This is a genomic window from Flavipsychrobacter stenotrophus (assembly GCF_002954265.1).
In the GTDB taxonomy this organism is placed as follows: domain Bacteria; phylum Bacteroidota; class Bacteroidia; order Chitinophagales; family Chitinophagaceae; genus Flavipsychrobacter; species Flavipsychrobacter stenotrophus.
The window spans coordinates 1-17,279 of record NZ_PPSL01000014.1 but is presented as its reverse complement, the minus strand read 5'-3'; the positions used below and the strand labels follow the sequence as shown (position 1 = coordinate 17,279).

The following is a 17,279-nucleotide window of genomic DNA, read 5'->3' as shown; positions in this document are numbered from 1 at the left end:
ATAGCGGTAGTCAATAAGCTGCTCAAACAAGCATTTGCTATTGCGACAAAAGAAGCAATTTTTGAGAAAAATTATTTACAAAATACTTGTTTATAAACACAGTTCATTGCGAGGAACGAAGCAATCTTGCATCGGGACGTATTCGTTGCGAACATTAGCCCTTTGCACGCTCAAAAAACAAAGCCTTTGCGCTCTTTGCGTGAACTACACAAGAATCCACACAAAACCATACTGTTAAAATACGGCAACTGGCACGCTTGTTGCGGTTTGATTATTGTTTTTACGGTAACTTCGTACATATAAATTTATTATAATGAAGCAGATGCTTTGCACATTGCTGTTATGCGCAGGACTCCTTAGTGTTTCAGCCCAGGATGTATATAATAGTTCAGGAAAAGCAAACGGATACAGGAAGAAAGAGCAGAAAGGATATGACCCTGCCAAATTGGTAATTGGCGGTGGCTTAAACGCAGGCCTGTCCTCCGGTTATGCCAACTTCGGCATCTCTCCTAAAGTGGGCTATAAGCTTACCGATTTCCTTGCCGTAGGTGTGGGCTTAGGCTATCAGTACTACAAAATATATGATTATACGCTGTCTAATAATCAGGAACAATTCCAGCATTATAATATTGTCTTCCCTGGCGTTTGGGCTAAGTGTATGGTCTACAACCCTATCTTCATAGCAACAGATTTTGAGTATGACATTACCAATATCCGCTATTATGTTCCCGACTATTCCAGCGGAACGGCAGATCGCACAGTGAGAAGAACACAGTCAGTAACGGCGGCTTGCCTGCTGGTTGGCGCAGGTTATAAACAATCACTCGGTGGCCGCACATCAGCTACTTTCGAAATTATGTACGACGTCTTGCAGGCAGACTACAGCCCCTATAAAAGCCAGCTCGTTTATCGTGCAGGTATATACGTAGGCCTATAATATATCGGGTAAATTTTATTGATTGTCGGTTGTGTCCTACTTTTGGATACAACCGATATTTTTTAACAATAGTCCTTAGCAACTGCGGGAATGTTATTACTTGGTTTCGGGTTTGATTACGAAGAGCGCATTTGGAGCAGAAGCCCTGTAAGGGCGACATAACTATGTAAGCAAAAAAAACAAACCAATAGACGAATCATTTTTACTTTTTACTCGGCCGACCGGTTTTTACTTTTAAATTAACAACATGAGTCCTGTAATACTGCTTTCTATTATCCTAATATACTTCGCAGTGCTTCTGGGCATTGCCTTTTATACCTCCCGCAATTCCAGCAACGAATCCTTCTTCATAGGCAACCGCAACAGTAAGTGGTGGCTGGTCGCATTTGGCATGATCGGCACATCATTGTCGGGTATGACATTCATATCTGTGCCGGGCACGGTAGGTCTCAAGGGTTTTGATTATTTCCAGGTCGTTATCGGTTACTGGCTGGGCTACTTCGCTGTAGCGTTTATACTGTTGCCGCTCTACTACAAGCTTAAGCTTACCTCCATTTATACCTACCTCGAAGGCCGCCTGGGTGGCACTGCTTACAAAACCGGCGCGCTATTTTTTATTCTATCCCGCACCTTGGGGGCAACACTACGTCTTTACTTGGTAATCAAAGTACTCGAAAAGTTTGTGTTGGAAGGTATGGGTATTCCTTTCGAAGCAACAGCTATCATAATACTGGGACTTATTCTTTTGTATACCTACCGTGGCGGTGTGAAAACCATTGTATGGACAGACACGCTGCAAACCACGTTTATGTTGCTGGCGTTGATCATTTGCGTAGGCTACATCCTGCATGCATTGCACCTCACTACAGGCGCGGGCTGGACCATGATGCAAGAACATGGCTACACTAAACTGTTGGAAACAGACCCGCAAAAAGGCGGCTTCTTCCTCAAGCAGATATTGGGTGGTGCATTTATAACTATTGCTATGACCGGTCTTGATCAGGAAATGATGCAGAAGAACATCAGCGTAAGCAATGTAAAAGATTCGCAGAAGAACATGCTCACACTTAGTTTCCTGCAGGCATTTGTTGTATTCATATTCCTCATGCTCGGTGGTTTGCTTTACCTGTATGGTATGAGCAAGGGCGGAAGCTTCCAGCACATAATGGTCAATGGCAAAGACACAGTGCAATTCCTGCTCGATGGTAAAAACATTATCGGCGATAACATCTTCCCCGAGCTGGCCTTTCATTATATGCCGCCTGTTATTAGTGTAATCTTCATCATAGGTCTTATCTCCGCACTCTTCCCAAGTGCCGATGGTGCCCTTACCGCCCTTACCTCTTCATTCTGTATAGATATACTGGGCATACGCCGCAAGCAGGGCATGACCGAGGCGCAGCAAAAGAAGACACGCATGTTTGTGCATTACACTTTTGCCGTATTATTTCTCATTTGTGTGTTCATCTTCCGTATGGTAGACAATGGCTCATTGATACAGACACTATTGGTAGTCGCCGGCTATACATACGGACCGCTACTGGCGTTGTTCGTGTTTGGTATATTCACCAATAGAAATGTCAGAAAAGAGTTTGTACCCATCATCTGTATTGCGGCACCTGTTATCTGTTATATGATCAAACAGAATGAAGCCAAATGGCTCGGCGGTTACCAGATCGGCACCGAATTATTGATAATCAACGCATCACTTACCTTTTTACTCTTACTTTTATCTTCTAAAAGAGGCCGGGTTGAAACCGGCCATGTGCAATAAATGAAAGAACAACTAACTAACCTAAAATCCAGAGACTGGACCGAGACCCGAGCACACTCTAGCTGGCAGATATTCAAAATAATGGCCGAATTCGTGCAGGGTTTTGAAACCCTCGCCAAAATAGGCCCCTGCGTATCTATCTTCGGATCGGCTCGCACCACACCCGGACATAAGTATTACGACCTTGCCGTAGAAATAGCCAAACGCCTTGCCGAAAACGGCTTTGGTATTATATCGGGTGGTGGGCCCGGCATTATGGAAGCGGCTAATAAGGGCGCCAACCAGGGCCACGGCCGTAGTGTGGGCTTAAACATATCCCTGCCGTTTGAACAGTCTAACAATCCTTTTATAGATCGGGATATGTCTATCAACTTCGACTATTTCTTTGTTCGTAAGGTAATGTTCACCAAATACTCACAGGCATTTATAATGATGCCCGGCGGCTGGGGTACAATGGATGAATTTTTTGAAGTATCCACTTTGATCCAAACCCGCAAATTCACCCAGACCCCAATGATCTGTGTAGGCTCAGCGTACTGGGGCGGACTCTTTAAGTGGATGAAAGAAGTAATGCAGGAGCAGGAATCTAACATCAGCCCGGGAGACCTGGACATGATAAAGGTATTTGACACAGCCGATGAGGTTGTTGCCTACATGACCGAGTTTTATACGCACAACAAGCTGCAACCTAATTTCTAAGGGCAATTGCAGCGGGATATAGAAAATTCAATTAATTTGGAATATCCTGTTAATTTTGCACCACTCACAATTATACTTAATAGAAAGCAATGAAGAATACTCCATTTACGGAAAAGCATTTGGCGCTGGGCGCTAAAATGGCAGAATTTGCAGGCTACAACATGCCTATCTCTTATACCGGTATCAACGATGAGCATCATGCTGTTCGTACGAATGCAGGTATATTCGATGTCAGCCACATGGGTGAGTTCATCCTTAAGGGTGAGAACGCTTTGGACCTAATTCAGCGCGTTACTACCAACGATGCTTCTAAATTGACCGACGGAAAAGCGCAATATTCCTGCCTGCCCAACAATGAAGGCGGTATTGTTGACGACCTGCTGGTATATTGTGTAGAAACAAACAAGGTTTATATGTTGGTGGTGAATGCTTCTAACATAGAAAAAGACTGGAACTGGATAAGCAGCCACAACACAAAGGGCGTGGAAATGCACAACATTTCTGAAAAAACAGCATTGCTTGCTGTTCAGGGTCCGAATGCTACTGCTATGATGCAGCAGCTAACCGATATGGACCTCGTAAACCTGAAGTACTACACATTCGTAAAGGGCAAGTTTGCAGGTGTTGATAACGTGGTTATCAGCGCAACAGGTTATACCGGAGCTGGTGGTGTAGAAATATACTTCGATAACGAAGGCGATAATGCAGAAAAGGTATGGAGCGAAATTTTCCGCGTAGGTACTCCATTAGGCCTTAAGCCTATTGGTCTGGCAGCGCGCGATACACTCCGTCTGGAGAAAGGATTCTGCCTGTACGGTAATGATATCGACGATACAACAAGCCCGCTTGAAGCAGGCTTGGGTTGGATCACCAAGTTCACCAAAGACTTCACTGCCCGCCCTATATTGGAAGCATTGAAAGCAGGTGGTTTAAAGAAAAAGCTTGTAGGTCTGGAAATGGTAGACAAGGGTATTCCGCGTCATGGTTACACTATACAGAATGCCGAAGGCAAGGAAATAGGTGTGATCACATCAGGCACACAGGCACCAAGCCTGGGTAAAGCTATCGGTATGGCATACGTAGCTACCGAGCACGCAGCAGAAGGCAGCGATGTATTCGTTATGATCCGCGACAAAGCAGTAAAAGCACAGGTAGTAAAGATACCTTTCGCATAAGTAACATACAGTAAATTGATATAACAGAAAAAGCATCCTTTGGGTGCTTTTTCTGTTATATGCACATATACTCAAGCCCAACTTATACAGTCACCCTTCATTCGCTTACATCCCGCCCTGCCAATTCACACATAAACCGTAATTTGCCCATCTAATGCGCGTAGCCAGATACATAGCACTATTATTAGCCCTCACGGGTCTATGGCTCACTATGCCATCATGCCGCCACAATACCAACACCGCAAAAAAGATGTTCCACATCAACCTCTCCAGTGGCAATCTGGAAGCTATAGACCCTGCATTTGCCAAAGACCTTTACCAGATCTGGATCAACCACATGGTATACAATACGCTGGTAGAAACAGACGAACACCTGCACGTAATACCCTCATTGGCTAAAACATGGGAAGTAAGCGCCAACGGACTGGTATGCACCTTCCACTTACGTAACGATGTTTATTTCCAGGACAATCCTGTATTCGCTAATGGCAAAGGCCGCAAGATGGTAGCCGCAGACATAGTTTATACGTTCACCCGCCTTACTGACCCCGCTACGGCAGCCACCGGCGCATGGATATTTAACGGACGCGTAGCTGAAAAAGAACCGTTCAAGGCAATAGACGATACTACGTTTCAACTAATATTATCTGCGCCATTCCGCCCGCTGTTGGGTATGCTCAGCATGGCATACTGCAACATAGTTCCACGCGAAGTTGTAGAGAAATGGGGCAAAGATTATCGCAGTCACCCTTGCGGCACAGGTCCATTTATGTTCAGCTATTGGGATGAAGGCAATGTCCTTAGCCTCGTGCGCAACCCTCATTATTTCGAACATGACAATAAAGGCACACAACTACCCTATCTCGATGCCGTACAGGTGTCATTCATAGATAGCAAGGCCACCGAGTTTCTGCTGTTCATGCAGCATAAGCTCGACTTCGTCAACGGTATAGACGGTTCATTCAAAGACCTTATACTCTCCAAGAGCGGTACCGTAAAACCCGAGTACCAGCACAGCTTTCATCTGGCCAAAGACACTTATCTCAACACAGAATATCTAGGCTTTCTTACCGACACGGCCAACCCTATAATGGCAGGTGAACCTACAGGTAACGTACTTATCCGCCGTGCCATCAATTATGCCATCAACCGGCAAAAGATAGTCACCTACTTTAAGAATGGTATGGGCATACCCGCCACTCATGGGTTTATACCCGCAGGTATTCCGGGCTACGACAGTGCTGCAAAATATGGCTATGAATACAACCCTGCAAAAGCACAACAACTGCTTGCCGAAGCAGGCTACCCAAATGGAAAAGGATTGAAGCCTATAAAAATACTGGTGCAGGATAACTATGTAGACATCGTCAACTTTATAGCAGGCGAACTACAGGAGGTGGGCATACCCACACAAATAGAAGTAATGCAACCCAACATATTGCGCCAGCAAATGAGCAAGTCGCAGGCAGTGTTTTTCAGGGCACAGTGGCTGGCCGACTACCCCGATGCAGAAACGTTCCTTATTATCTTCAACAGCCGCCAACCTGCCCCACCCAACTATACTCGCTTCAGCAACCCCACATTCGACAAGTGGTACGACCAATCCCTCAACCTCCCCGACACCGCCCGCTGGCAGCTCTACCGCCAAATGGATAGCCTCGCCATCAGCTATGCCCCCGTTCTCCCCCTCTACTATGATGTCCTCCTCCACTTCACCCAAAACAACATTACCGGCTTCCGCAGCAACGCCCTCAATGTTATAGACATTAAGCTGGTCGATATAAAAAATTAGTCGTCAAAAACTTGGATGCTGAGCGTAAACTCTGTTTACGCTCGCGCGGTTGCCGGTCTCCCGACCGGTTCATCGGGCCGGTTCTCTTTTAGACGTTCTAATGTCATACCCGAATGTCATGGCGAGCCGCGCCGAACCACGACATTCGTACGGGTCGATTCTCTTTGAGTCCGAAAAACTCATTCATCGGGTCGGTTATCTTTGAGATGCCCAATGCCACACCCGAATGTCAGGGTGTGGCCCTCGAACCCCTGGCATTCGCACGGGTCGGTTCTCTTTGAGACCCACTAAGCCGTCATTGCGACGAAGGAAGCAATCTAGTATCCGGACGTATTCTTTTTTACAACCCCGACCCCGTCATTGCGAGCCCTTCGCGAAGCAATCTTACGAACGACGTATTCGTTTTTGGAATTAGAAGCACAGATTAAGCGCGCCATCATATAAAATCCTATCCCATTATTATATCTTTACCCTCACCATGAACTACTGGCGTCGTATAATACTTTACTCCTTTATCCCTGCAATAGGCTTCCACCTGTTAATGATGCCATTCTGGTTTCTCATCGCATTCCAGCAATCAGCTAAGGCAATGTCCATAGAGATGGTGTTCGATATGTTGTTGCCCATATACCTGCTCAAATCTAACTACAACAATTCCGAAGAGTTCATGCAGTTCAAGTACTACCCTATCAATGCATTTATCATCATGTGCGCGGTAGCCACATCGTGCTTTATGTATTACCTCAACTGGGCAGTTTCCATCGGCAGCCTCCTCCACCCCGATCCCGAAACACTAGCTGCCACACCATCTGAGTTTTTTGCGGCCAGCACTATTGCATTAATAGGGATTGTCATTTCTTTTATCTCCATATTTTTAAAGAAACGAAGAGGTCTCGCTGACACTGAATAGCCACCACACTAAACGTTACACTTATGAAAACTGCATTGAAACTAATCTGTCTTTTATTTTGTTGCAACATCGCTCATGGCCAAAACAATCTAAGCATAAAAGCCCAGGTAGATAGTATCAGATACCTGAAGGGTGATGCGGCGTTTGACTGTAATTCGGTTATATGGCGGATCATCGCAAAGAACAAAGAACCTGTGCCCTATTTAATAGCATTGATTTCAGATAGTACAACAATACCCGTTCCCTACAGGTGCAAACGAGAGAAGGACATGAATGTGGGCGACATGGCATATTATATTCTTGATCAGATACTTACTGTACCTTTAGGACCTATTGCAGAACGACAATTTCATGTGTATGACAACGGTTGCCTGACAGCGGAATACGATTATATTGAGGAGAATAGGTCGACTCTTCAAGGAAAAATTCAAAAATGGTATGCGCAATATAAAGACAAATTGATATGGTGCGAATACACAGAAGATGGTCTAACAGATTGTCGAAGAAAAAATAATATTGTGGGTTACTATCTGTGGGTGTATGAGTACCCAAAGCCGGTGCCCGAAAAGAAAGAGGCAAAACAGAAAAAGAAGTAACAAAATGGGATCGTAACAAATCGCGTTGTGTTTTTCTTAAATGCAGAGGATATTATTTATATCCAACTAAACAGTATACCATGAAGACCATACTTAAATTGATGTGCCTGTTATTATATTGCAATGGTACACTTGGACAAAACAGTATTAAGGATCAGGTAGATAGTATCAGATACCTGAAGGGTGATGCGGCGTTTGACTGTAATTCGGTTATATGGCGGATCATTGCAAAGAAAAAAGAAGCGGTGCCATTCTTAATAGGATTGATAGCAGACAGTACACCCATCCCGGTACGTTACAAATGTAAGAGGACCAATATGAAGGTGGGAGATATGGCATTTTATGTTCTTGATCACATAATCAGTGTTCCTGAATACACCGTGACGGGGGAACAATTTGATCTTATTATAGATGGTTGCGACGTCGGAATGTATGAGTATATTGATGGAAATAGATTGCTTTTTCAACAGCTAGTGCAGGAATGGCATATGCAATATAAAAACAAGTTAGTATGGCAAAAAGGTGCCAGACTTAAGAGTACAGGCTGTGCTGCGATAGATAAGATCACTGGATGTTATATTATGGTACATGAGGTGCCGAAGCCGGTAGCCGAAAAGAAAACCCCGAAACAAAAAAAGAAGTAGTAAAACTAAGATGCACTCGCAATCGAGTTTTTTAGCGAGTAAAACTTGAATGTCACCCTTTACGCGCTCAAAAACGAAACACTCTTTGCGGTGCTTAGCGCGTAACCTTTGCGCTCTTTGCGTGAAACTTCAGCACACCTGAGCCATTTATTTTGTATTTTTGCACCCCATGATTCCCGCCAAGTTTCTCAATCCATTCGATACTCCAGATGCTGATAACCTCACCTTTTTAAAGGCGGCTACATTTGTGTGCGATACCGATGAGAATATATTTCTTACAGGCAAAGCGGGGTCGGGTAAGACAACATTCCTCAAGTACATTCGCTCACAAACCAAGAAGCGTTGCGCTGTAGTTGCACCTACTGGTATTGCAGCTATTAATGCTGGCGGAGAAACTATTCACTCGTTTCTGCAGCTGCCATTCGGGCCATTCATTCCCGGAACGGTAAGTGGTTTTGGCGGCACACCTGATAATGTAGAAGACAAGCACTCTTTACTTGCCCGGCTAAGATTAAGAGAAACCAAGCAACAGCTGATCCGCAAACTACAACTACTCATTATTGATGAAGTAAGTATGGTGCGCGCTGATCTGCTTGATGCTATGGACCTGGTGCTGCGCCATGTTCGCCGCCAGTATCACAAACCCTTTGGTGGTGTGCAGATGGTATTTATCGGCGATATGTTCCAATTGCCACCGGTAGCCCAGCCTGAAGACTGGGAGATACTGCGCAATTTCTACTCAAGTACTTATTTCTTCGATTCAGTAGCTATTCGCGAGAATCCGCCGCTATATATTGAACTGACAAAGATCTACAGGCAAAAGGATAAAGTTTTTATTGATCTGCTCAATCGCATACGCACCGGCAATGTAACGTACGATGATATCGACACACTCAATGCCCGCCAGGTGCAGGAAGGTGTTGATTACAAAGGCTACATTGTTCTCTGCACACACAACCAGATAGCAGACACCATCAACAGGGAAGAGCTGGAAAAACTAGCCACGCCTACACATAAATTCAAAGGCAAGATCACCAATGATTTTAGTGAGAAAAACCTGCCCACCGAAATGGAGCTGAACCTGAAAGAAGGTGCACAGGTAATGTTCATTAAAAACGATCTGCAAACACCCCGCCGATACTACAATGGCAAAATAGGTGTGGTAGAGCGTATTGATGTAAACGGCATCAAAGTTTCATTCCCGGGAGAACCTGCATCTAACTCGCTCATTGCCGACCTAGAAGTATGGAAGAACGTGCGCTATGCCCTTGATCCACGTAAGGGCGAAGTAGTGGAAGATGAAATAGGTTCTTTCTCTCAATACCCTTTGCGACTGGCATGGGCAATTACTGTGCATAAGAGCCAGGGGCTTACACTCGACAAAGCAATTGTTGATCTAAATCGTGCATTTGCATCGGGGCAGGTATATGTGGCTTTGAGCCGTTGCACGAGCATTGAAGGACTGGCGCTGCGCAGCAAGCTGAATATTGAGAATGTAATGATAGATAGCCGCATCATCGATTTTGCTGAAACAGAAGCAGATGAAGCAGAACTGGATCTGAGGTTGGAAGCCAGTCGCCGGCATGCCCACCTTTCGCGCATGATACAGGCATTTACCTTTACTGATCTTATTGAAGCAGTTACACAAGCCGCGCTTGAGCTTTCTAAACGTAAGCTTGGTCCGGCGCAACAAAACATGGATCTGATAGGTAAGATCAGGAACTCATTGCTTACTGCACAAACACATGCCGAAACTTTCCATTGGCAGGTGCGCTCGTTTTTCGAGGCCGGCGAAGACATAAAGATCATAGAGCGTGGTGCTGCTGCCCGCATCTATTTTTCCCAAAAAGTATTTGTACCCATACTAGCCGATATTGATGCCCACCTTATTATGCTCAATGACAAGACCAAAGTAGCTAAGCATGCTAAGGTGTGGAGCTCATTACGTGTGCTTGTAGACCAGAAAAACGCGGAGATACTTTCCTAATTTAAAAGTCAAAAGTTAAAACCTCAAACTTGGATCTAGTGCCGCCAAAGATTGTCCCGGTGAGTGGCATCCTGAGGCTCTCGAGGGACGAACCGCGATAATCTTTGGCCATCGGGAGGTGCTTGTTTTGTGCGTCACTCCAAGAGAACCGGCCTGTGCGAATGTCGTGCTTCGGCGCGGCTCAACATGATATTCGGTGTAACATTTGGGAAGAAATGCACACTAACCGTGATAAACCCTTGATGCAATGATCTTTCCCTCTCTTATCTCCAGTACTTCAGCTATCAACATATCCAGTTCTCCGTCTACCCTTCTTATATACTCCATAAATACCCGCTCATCATTGGCCGTGTAGGTGGTAGGCAGGTATTGTAATGTGGGTAATCTGTCGAATGCATCGGCCCACCAGGCCCTAAGGGCGGCTTTACCACGCACCATACCATTGGTTTCGGGCTTGCGGATCTTCAATTTGGGGCTAAAGTGCTCCGCATGGTCGTCATAGAGCGATAATAAACCCTCAAGATCCTTGTTATTAAAGCCGTCAAACCACCTTTCTGCAATGTTTACGAGGTTTTTTTGTGCCATTTTTATATTTATTTGATGCAAATGTAATGCTGAACAAAGATTATTTTGAGACCAACTTTTTCATAGTTACATTTGTTGAAAGAAACAAGCTAAAGCCTTGAAAATACTAGCGATACACGCCAAAGTGTGAATAAAATGTTAGTAACTAAAAGCGGCTTTTAACTGCGATTTAACGAGTTATTTTAACCGGGCAAAAAATATGTTTTGGCAAACTGTTAAAATAAAATCAATAAAAGCTATTGTTTTTTCGAAATGACGATTATATTTGCATTACTAAACACAAACACATCTCTGTTATGAAAAGACTGATCCTCGCTTTATTAACCGCAGGAAGTATAGCAACAACAGCTAACGCGCAAGAACCAAAAAGCATCCTATGGTATGGTGATATTAATTTACATACTGTAAGAGATTCTGTAAACACAACTACTGGCAACAGCGGCCGTGTACAGAAAACTACAAATTGGAACATCACTACAGGTGTTGGTTACCAATTCAACCGTAACTGGACATTGGGTATGATGCTTAGCTGGGGACAGGATGCAACTAAAACTGTAAACGCACAGCACACTACAGATAACATGTATAAGGTAGGTCCTTTCGCACGTTATTCTCGTTATATCGGTCGTAGCGAAACTTTCTTCTGGTTCACTCAGTTGGATTTCACTTATCAGGGTGGTTACACTACTCACGAAGGAGATCCTGCTTACAACAAGCACAACGGTATCTATGTTGGTTTCTACCCGGCTTTGGGTGTTAACATGGGTCGTGCAGTATGCCTGAACTTCAACATCGGTGGTATAAACTATGCAACTGACAAGTACACAACTGCAGTTTATAGCATCAATACTTTCAATCTTAACTTCGGTCGCCAGGTAAACATCGGCATCAGCAAGAATTTCAACACAGGTCACAAGATGCACAGCCATCATGAGCCAGGTGACGAAGTTCACCACCGTAAGATGGACAAGGATGATGATGATGATTCAGCTCCAAAGCCAAAGAAAAAAGAGCGTAGCCGTGATGATGATGAGTGATTTCATCCCACAAACGGAAAATAATATAGAAAACGTCCCGCTATTACAGTGGGACGTTTTTATTTTTAGTACCACACGTAATACAGACAAGCCTTTACCGTTATCAAATAATCCATTCATCATTTTTATGAGGTCTATACTATTACTCTCTTTATTGTTTTCCTGCGGCATTGCACAAGCACAAACCGTTTCAGTTGCACCGGAAGTAAAAAAGGCAAAGCCGGTTGACACTTTGCAGCCTTCTTTTATCCGGCACTCTGTTATAGCCACCTTGGCGGTTGGCTTTATTGATGGGCACAGAACGGATTTTTCTGTACCGAAAGGCTTTGAAAAGAACAACACTTCGGGTTTCGCGCCTATATACGGTAAGCTGGAATATGGTGTAAGTAGCAACATGAGTCTGGGGCTTACGGTTAGTTATGATGGGTACTTTGGTAATTATTATCAGCTATATACTGCAAATGGCCGCGATTATAAGCGCTACCGATCGGATAAGACCGACATATACAGTGCGGGATTGAGTGCGTACTATCATTTTGGCAAGATCATACCTGTAAAGCGGCTTGATGTGTTTGTAGGGTTAGGCTTTTTAATAAATAATGAGCACCATTCGGCACTACCACAAGGAGATAGCACTGTGAAACTGACCGAGCGTAATATTACGCCATCACTAAAGGCGGGTGTGCGCTATTATGTAGCCAGCAGATCGAGCCTTTTTGCAGATTTCGGGTATGATAAGTGCAGTTTGTTTTGCCTGGGCTATTCGTGCAGGTTTATGAAGAAGTAGGACTGGTTGCAAGCCAATTTTCCAATGAACCTACAATGTGTACAAAACGAATACGTCCGGATGCGCCGGTCGGGAGACCGGCAACCGCCAGGACGTAGACAGAGTCTACGCCCAGCATCATTTTATGAAGAAGCAGGTAATTGGACCTGCTCGTCGACTATTAGTGTAGCGGGAGCATAGGACAATGTGCGTTTTGTGCTGTAGTCTTCGAAGGCAATACTGTAGCGGATCTCGCGTATGCGGTATGCGTCATTCCTTTTTTGGGTAGTTGCGCTGGTTCTGCATAAACTGCCAACATTTTTTAGTGGCCGCCAGCCATGCATCAGTTGATGCAATTGCCATTCTATATCGTAATAGTTAAGTGCCTGTTCAGCAAATGGCGCCGGTGTGGCAGCAGAAGTGTTGCTATAGGGCGCAAAGCCTAACCTTAATACAACGGTGCCATTGGTGAGTTGTACATTCTCTGAGAGATCCTCGAAAGTAAAATCTTCAAAATCGATGAGGACGCATGGCCAGGATACAGGTGGGCGCGCGTTTTTAAGTTGGCCCAGATCCTGATCGATGTGTTTTATAGACGGGGCATTGGTTTTTATTCGTTCCTGGATCGACAGGAAGATGTTGGCGAAGGGGGAGTTCATGATTGGGATGTTGGGGGTTTTATGTACGGAATGCTGTTTGCCGGATGAGCCATTTTGATTGTCGTGGTTCGAGAGCCTCACCATGATAATCAAAAGGCAGATAGCGTGAAATGTGAATTGTAATGGCCCGCAAAAAGTAAGTGCAAGCCTCACCGCGACAATCTTTGGCGTTACGATTCTTTGATGCCGTAGGTGTCGTACCAATAAGATGCGGGAATAGTGATCTTCTCAGCTACTTCTTTGTCTATGGCAATACGGCGGGTGAGGTAGTCGATATCCATATCTTTTGAGAAGACAAATTTGCCGCCAATGACGGGGTAGCCATAGCTGCTGAGAATAGCATGGAATTTTGGATCGTTGAGCATGGCAGCGGTGTAGGAAAGATCGCTGCGGGTGATCTCGTATTGCTGCTGCAGGTGTATCTTGCTCTGGGCATAGCCACTGCTGCTACTGCTGTTGGTAGTGTCGGTATTGCCGAGAATGATAATGGACATTTCTTCGTTGAGTAGTTTTATAAATGACAGCTGCAGGTCTCCATCGCTGTTGCTTTGTTTACCGTCTTTTATCTCAAAATCGGCCTGGCGGGGGAGCATTACTGACAATGAGCTTCCGCTTTCTTCCAATACCTTTCGTAGTTCCATCTTCGTTTGCTCGTCGTAAGAGTCGTAACGGATGATGCGGACCGGTTGACCGAATATCTCGATGTATTCGGCCCAATCAGAAAGGCCACCTCTTTTATACAAGCAAAGCGGTGCGCACTTGAGAAGCAGGCCGAGATCGGCAAGATCGCCTAGTACCCACACGTTATCTAATGAGTTATAGGGGATACCGTCCGTTCCGGTTTGCTCGTATGCAATAATACCCTGTTCGGGCTTTATGTGTTTGCGTGGTATCTTTTCGAAAGCCAGTTCTTTGCCGGGAATAAATTCTACACCGGAGATACCCCAGAGTTGTGTTTCCAGTATGAGTTGCATGATGTTACGAAAAGGCATGGAGCGGATCAACTCATCGAAAGCATGATCTTTTTTGCCGTTGCATTCGAAGAATAACTCTTTGTTAATTACGGCATCTATGCGCTTGGAAATGACACCGGAGAGGTGTCCATCAAGCATTACATCGTCATAGAGATCGTAGAGGCGTGCCCGATTGGGGTAGTAAACAGACTCGGCGGCAATGAGTGCATTGCGCCAAACGGAAATATCTTTTTTGCCACGGTCGGCTGAGCGGACATTCAGTTCGTTGATAATGATGTTTTGCGGGTCGGGGGATGATTTATGTGATTTTACCATGTTATTATGATAATTAGTGAATAATGATGATGACTGGTTTATAAAATATATTAACTTCGCACCTCGTATGAAACCGCTTACATTAGAAGCATATAAACTGCTTTATTTTCTTACCGGGTCGCAAGTGTTTTCTTACTACGTAGCTGTAGTGATAGTGACAGTGCTGAATGTAATAGTGTTGATGGGGCTTAGTTTGCTATTGGACGGCGTTCTTCCTACTAAGGCATTGCTGGTTTTATTCAAATTTCCATTTTTCATAGGTACGGGTATTGCATTGTTTCTGGTGAATCTGAAAGTGGTGCCTCTTAGCTTTATGGAGTTGACGAACCATGTGCAGGTAAGGTATCTGAAACTATTGATCTATGTAATTGTTGCTGTGCTGATATTGGCCTATAAGATGGTGCTCAAAATCGCATAAAACGTCTTCTAATAATAATTTTTCCTTTTCGCATTACTGGTCCAAGAGATGGTATCTCCATCGGGCTCGTTTGTTGCAGGTTCTGCAAAAGGCCAACCATCAGGCACCGCAGCACCGCTCATAATATTTTTCAACGTTTTTATTGCGTCCTCATAAGCGAGTCGGTGGGTTGCCTGATCTATGTTTGTATTGGACAACTTGAGTAGGTGCCAAACGGCAATGTCTTTGACCAATGATTTCAGGAGTGTGTCGTTTATAACCGGCTCTGTAGTTTCTGTGCCAAACAATTGCACAAGGTTGTAACGTGACAGGTAGAGTTTTGCCTCTTGTATGGCTGCGTTTATGGCGATTGAGGCAATGCTGTCGTCATTGCGGGTGATCTCGTTGATGATCTCGGTGTAAATGTGTGTGGAGAGATCGGCAGGGGTGATGAGTGGCATAGGGGTGGGGGGTTTGAGGTGGAGATAATAGTGATTTTGTTCGGGCGATATAAACGCGGACGAGACGGGTATCTGTTTTCGCAAGCGGGACGCTTGCTTGTGCAGGGACGAAGCGGGACACTTCGACCAGTGGGGCTTGCTCATTAATGAGTGTGGCCCTTGAGGGCCATTCTATTTAATATTGTTGTTTGGCAAGCGAGGCGCTTACATGTACCGGGATCTCGGAGTGATTGGGATGAACTCCACGGGGCGCTTCGACCGGTAAATATGAGGTTACCTGTGGAGTTATGTTCGGGCGTTACAAACGCGAGGCGCTTACATGTACCGGGATCTCGGAGTGATTGGGATGAACTCCACGGGGCGCTTCGACCGGTAAATATGAGGTTACCTGTGGAGTTATGTTCGGGCGTTACAAACGCCCTGCCGTAGCATCCGCGTTACAAACGCGGACGAGCCGGGATTTTGTTCGGGCGTTATAAACGCGGACGAGCGGGTATCTGTTTTCGCAAGCGGGACGCTTGCTTGTGCAGGGACGAAGCGGGACGCTTCGACCAGTGGGGCTTGCTCATTAATGAGTGTGGCCCTTGAGGGTCATTCTATTTAATATTGTTGTTTGGCAAGCGAGGCGCTTACATGTACCGGGATCTCGGAGTGATCGGGATGAACTCCACGGGGCGCTTCGACCGGTAAATATGAGGTTACCTGTGGAGTTATGTTCGGGCGTTACAAACGCCCTGCCGTAGCATCCGCGTTGTAAACGCGGACGAGCCGCTATTACTCGTCTTTTTCTTTTGAGAGTTTTTCCTCTTCTTCCTCTTCGTCGTCCTCGTCACCATCTTTTTTCTTCTTTGGCGCAGGTTTCTTTACTTCGGTGCCTTTTTTGGGTGCAGGCTTTTCTTTTACTTCAGCAGGTTCTGGTTCGGTGCTTTCACCTGTGCGCTTGATGGTTGTGATCTTGCGTGTTGTACGATCGAATGTAAGTTCATATGCGTTGGCGGTATTCTCACCGATCTGCTGTGTGATGAAGCCCTGGAGGAACTTGTTCTTAGTAGTGTCGTCGGTTTCGGTAGAGTCCATAGTCACATAGACCTTAATGATCTCCTTGTTGTCTTTCTTGAGTAGCGGAATTTTTTTGCGCTCTTCGGAAAATTCTTTTAGTGCTGTTATCTGGCGGCGAAACAGGCTATAATCTGAACGGTCTTTAGATTTTTGCCTGGACTCGGGTGTGGAGTGTGGTGAGGTAGCCTGAGCTAATGAAAGGGCAGGGAATGAAAGGCAAAGTAGTATGGTAATGATGCTATTTTTCATGCAGTTGCTTTGTATCAGTTTGTAAATTTAAGTAAGGTTGTGCTAATATTCTGTTATAGGGGGTAAATGGGGGATGTTTGCAAGCGAGACGCTTCGACCAGTGGGGTTAGAAAAGTACAAAACGAATACGTCCTTTCGTGAGATTGCTTCGCGAAGGGCTCGCAATGAACTGTGTTTATAAACAAGTATTTTGTAAATAATTTTTCTCAAAAATTGCTTCTTTTGTCGCAATAGCAAATGCTTGTTTGAGCAGCTTATTGACT

At 45.0% G+C, this 17,279-nt stretch carries 17 protein-coding genes; 12 read left to right on the top strand and 5 right to left on the bottom strand.

Features of this window, described 5'->3' with window-relative positions:
* Positions 1 to 313 precede the first annotated feature (313 nt).
* The 9 genes from CJD36_RS22650 to CJD36_RS23890 all read left to right on the top strand — a co-directional run bounded on the left by CJD36_RS22650 (position 314) and on the right by CJD36_RS23890 (position 10,514).
* Positions 314 to 937: a hypothetical protein gene (locus CJD36_RS22650; protein WP_105041494.1), complete on the top strand. Its 624-nt coding sequence runs from the start codon at positions 314 to 316 to the stop codon at positions 935 to 937.
* 247 nt (positions 938 to 1,184) lie between these two features.
* The gene (locus tag CJD36_RS22645; protein ID WP_105041493.1) at positions 1,185 to 2,711 is read left to right on the top strand and encodes a sodium:solute symporter; all 1,527 of its coding nucleotides are present in this window, start codon (positions 1,185 to 1,187) and stop codon (positions 2,709 to 2,711) included.
* Entirely contained in the window at positions 2,712 to 3,410 is a 699-nt protein-coding gene (locus CJD36_RS22640) for an LOG family protein (protein WP_105041492.1), read from the top strand. It begins immediately after the preceding gene.
* A gap of 89 nt (positions 3,411 to 3,499) precedes the next feature.
* The gene (gene gcvT / locus CJD36_RS22635) at positions 3,500 to 4,585 is read left to right on the top strand and encodes a glycine cleavage system aminomethyltransferase GcvT (protein ID WP_105041491.1); all 1,086 of its coding nucleotides are present in this window, start codon (positions 3,500 to 3,502) and stop codon (positions 4,583 to 4,585) included.
* A gap of 154 nt (positions 4,586 to 4,739) precedes the next feature.
* Positions 4,740 to 6,377, top strand: coding sequence for an ABC transporter substrate-binding protein (locus CJD36_RS22630; RefSeq protein ID WP_105041490.1), 1,638 nt, complete (start codon positions 4,740 to 4,742; stop codon positions 6,375 to 6,377).
* Between the two features lie 478 nt (positions 6,378 to 6,855).
* Positions 6,856 to 7,287, top strand: coding sequence for a hypothetical protein (locus CJD36_RS22625; RefSeq protein WP_105041489.1), 432 nt, complete (start codon positions 6,856 to 6,858; stop codon positions 7,285 to 7,287).
* 23 nt (positions 7,288 to 7,310) lie between these two features.
* Positions 7,311 to 7,883 (top strand): hypothetical protein, encoded by a 573-nt coding sequence (locus tag CJD36_RS22620; protein WP_105041488.1) that lies wholly within the window; start codon positions 7,311 to 7,313, stop codon positions 7,881 to 7,883.
* A gap of 80 nt (positions 7,884 to 7,963) precedes the next feature.
* On the top strand, positions 7,964 to 8,527 hold the full coding sequence (locus CJD36_RS22615) for a hypothetical protein (RefSeq protein WP_105041487.1): 564 nt from the start codon (positions 7,964 to 7,966) through the stop codon (positions 8,525 to 8,527).
* 169 nt (positions 8,528 to 8,696) lie between these two features.
* A complete protein-coding gene (locus CJD36_RS23890) occupies positions 8,697 to 10,514 on the top strand; it encodes an ATP-dependent DNA helicase (protein ID WP_105041486.1) in 1,818 nt (605 codons plus the stop codon).
* A gap of 222 nt (positions 10,515 to 10,736) precedes the next feature.
* Here CJD36_RS23890 and CJD36_RS22605 read toward each other — a convergent pair whose 3' ends face one another.
* On the bottom strand, positions 10,737 to 11,099 hold the full coding sequence (locus CJD36_RS22605; protein ID WP_105041485.1) for a nuclear transport factor 2 family protein: 363 nt from the start codon (positions 11,097 to 11,099) through the stop codon (positions 10,737 to 10,739).
* 296 nt (positions 11,100 to 11,395) lie between these two features.
* Here CJD36_RS22605 and CJD36_RS22600 point away from each other — a divergent pair, with 296 nt between their 5' ends.
* Positions 11,396 to 12,136: an outer membrane beta-barrel protein gene (locus tag CJD36_RS22600; protein ID WP_105041484.1), complete on the top strand. Its 741-nt coding sequence runs from the start codon at positions 11,396 to 11,398 to the stop codon at positions 12,134 to 12,136.
* A gap of 127 nt (positions 12,137 to 12,263) precedes the next feature.
* Positions 12,264 to 12,923 carry a hypothetical protein gene (locus CJD36_RS22595; protein WP_105041483.1) on the top strand — a complete coding sequence of 220 codons (660 nt, stop codon included), beginning with the start codon at positions 12,264 to 12,266 and terminating at the stop codon, positions 12,921 to 12,923.
* A gap of 122 nt (positions 12,924 to 13,045) precedes the next feature.
* On the opposite strand, the gene CJD36_RS22590 is transcribed toward CJD36_RS22595, so the two are convergent.
* Positions 13,046 to 13,561, bottom strand: coding sequence for a hypothetical protein (locus tag CJD36_RS22590; RefSeq protein ID WP_133162767.1), 516 nt, complete (start codon positions 13,559 to 13,561; stop codon positions 13,046 to 13,048).
* Positions 13,562 to 13,731: 170 nt separating this feature from the next.
* Entirely contained in the window at positions 13,732 to 14,850 is a 1,119-nt protein-coding gene (locus CJD36_RS22585) for a phage portal protein family protein (RefSeq protein WP_105041481.1), read from the bottom strand.
* Positions 14,851 to 14,917: 67 nt separating this feature from the next.
* Between CJD36_RS22585 and CJD36_RS22580 the strand changes: the two genes are divergently transcribed.
* Positions 14,918 to 15,268, top strand: coding sequence for a hypothetical protein (locus CJD36_RS22580; RefSeq protein ID WP_133162766.1), 351 nt, complete (start codon positions 14,918 to 14,920; stop codon positions 15,266 to 15,268).
* Positions 15,269 to 15,276: 8 nt separating this feature from the next.
* On the opposite strand, the gene CJD36_RS22575 is transcribed toward CJD36_RS22580, so the two are convergent.
* Together CJD36_RS22575 and CJD36_RS22570 are read right to left on the bottom strand one after the other, a co-directional pair.
* A complete protein-coding gene (locus tag CJD36_RS22575) occupies positions 15,277 to 15,708 on the bottom strand; it encodes a phage protein Gp36 family protein (RefSeq protein WP_161499425.1) in 432 nt (143 codons plus the stop codon).
* 774 nt (positions 15,709 to 16,482) lie between these two features.
* The gene (locus tag CJD36_RS22570) at positions 16,483 to 17,016 is read right to left on the bottom strand and encodes a hypothetical protein (RefSeq protein ID WP_105041478.1); all 534 of its coding nucleotides are present in this window, start codon (positions 17,014 to 17,016) and stop codon (positions 16,483 to 16,485) included.
* Positions 17,017 to 17,279: the final 263 nt, after the last annotated feature.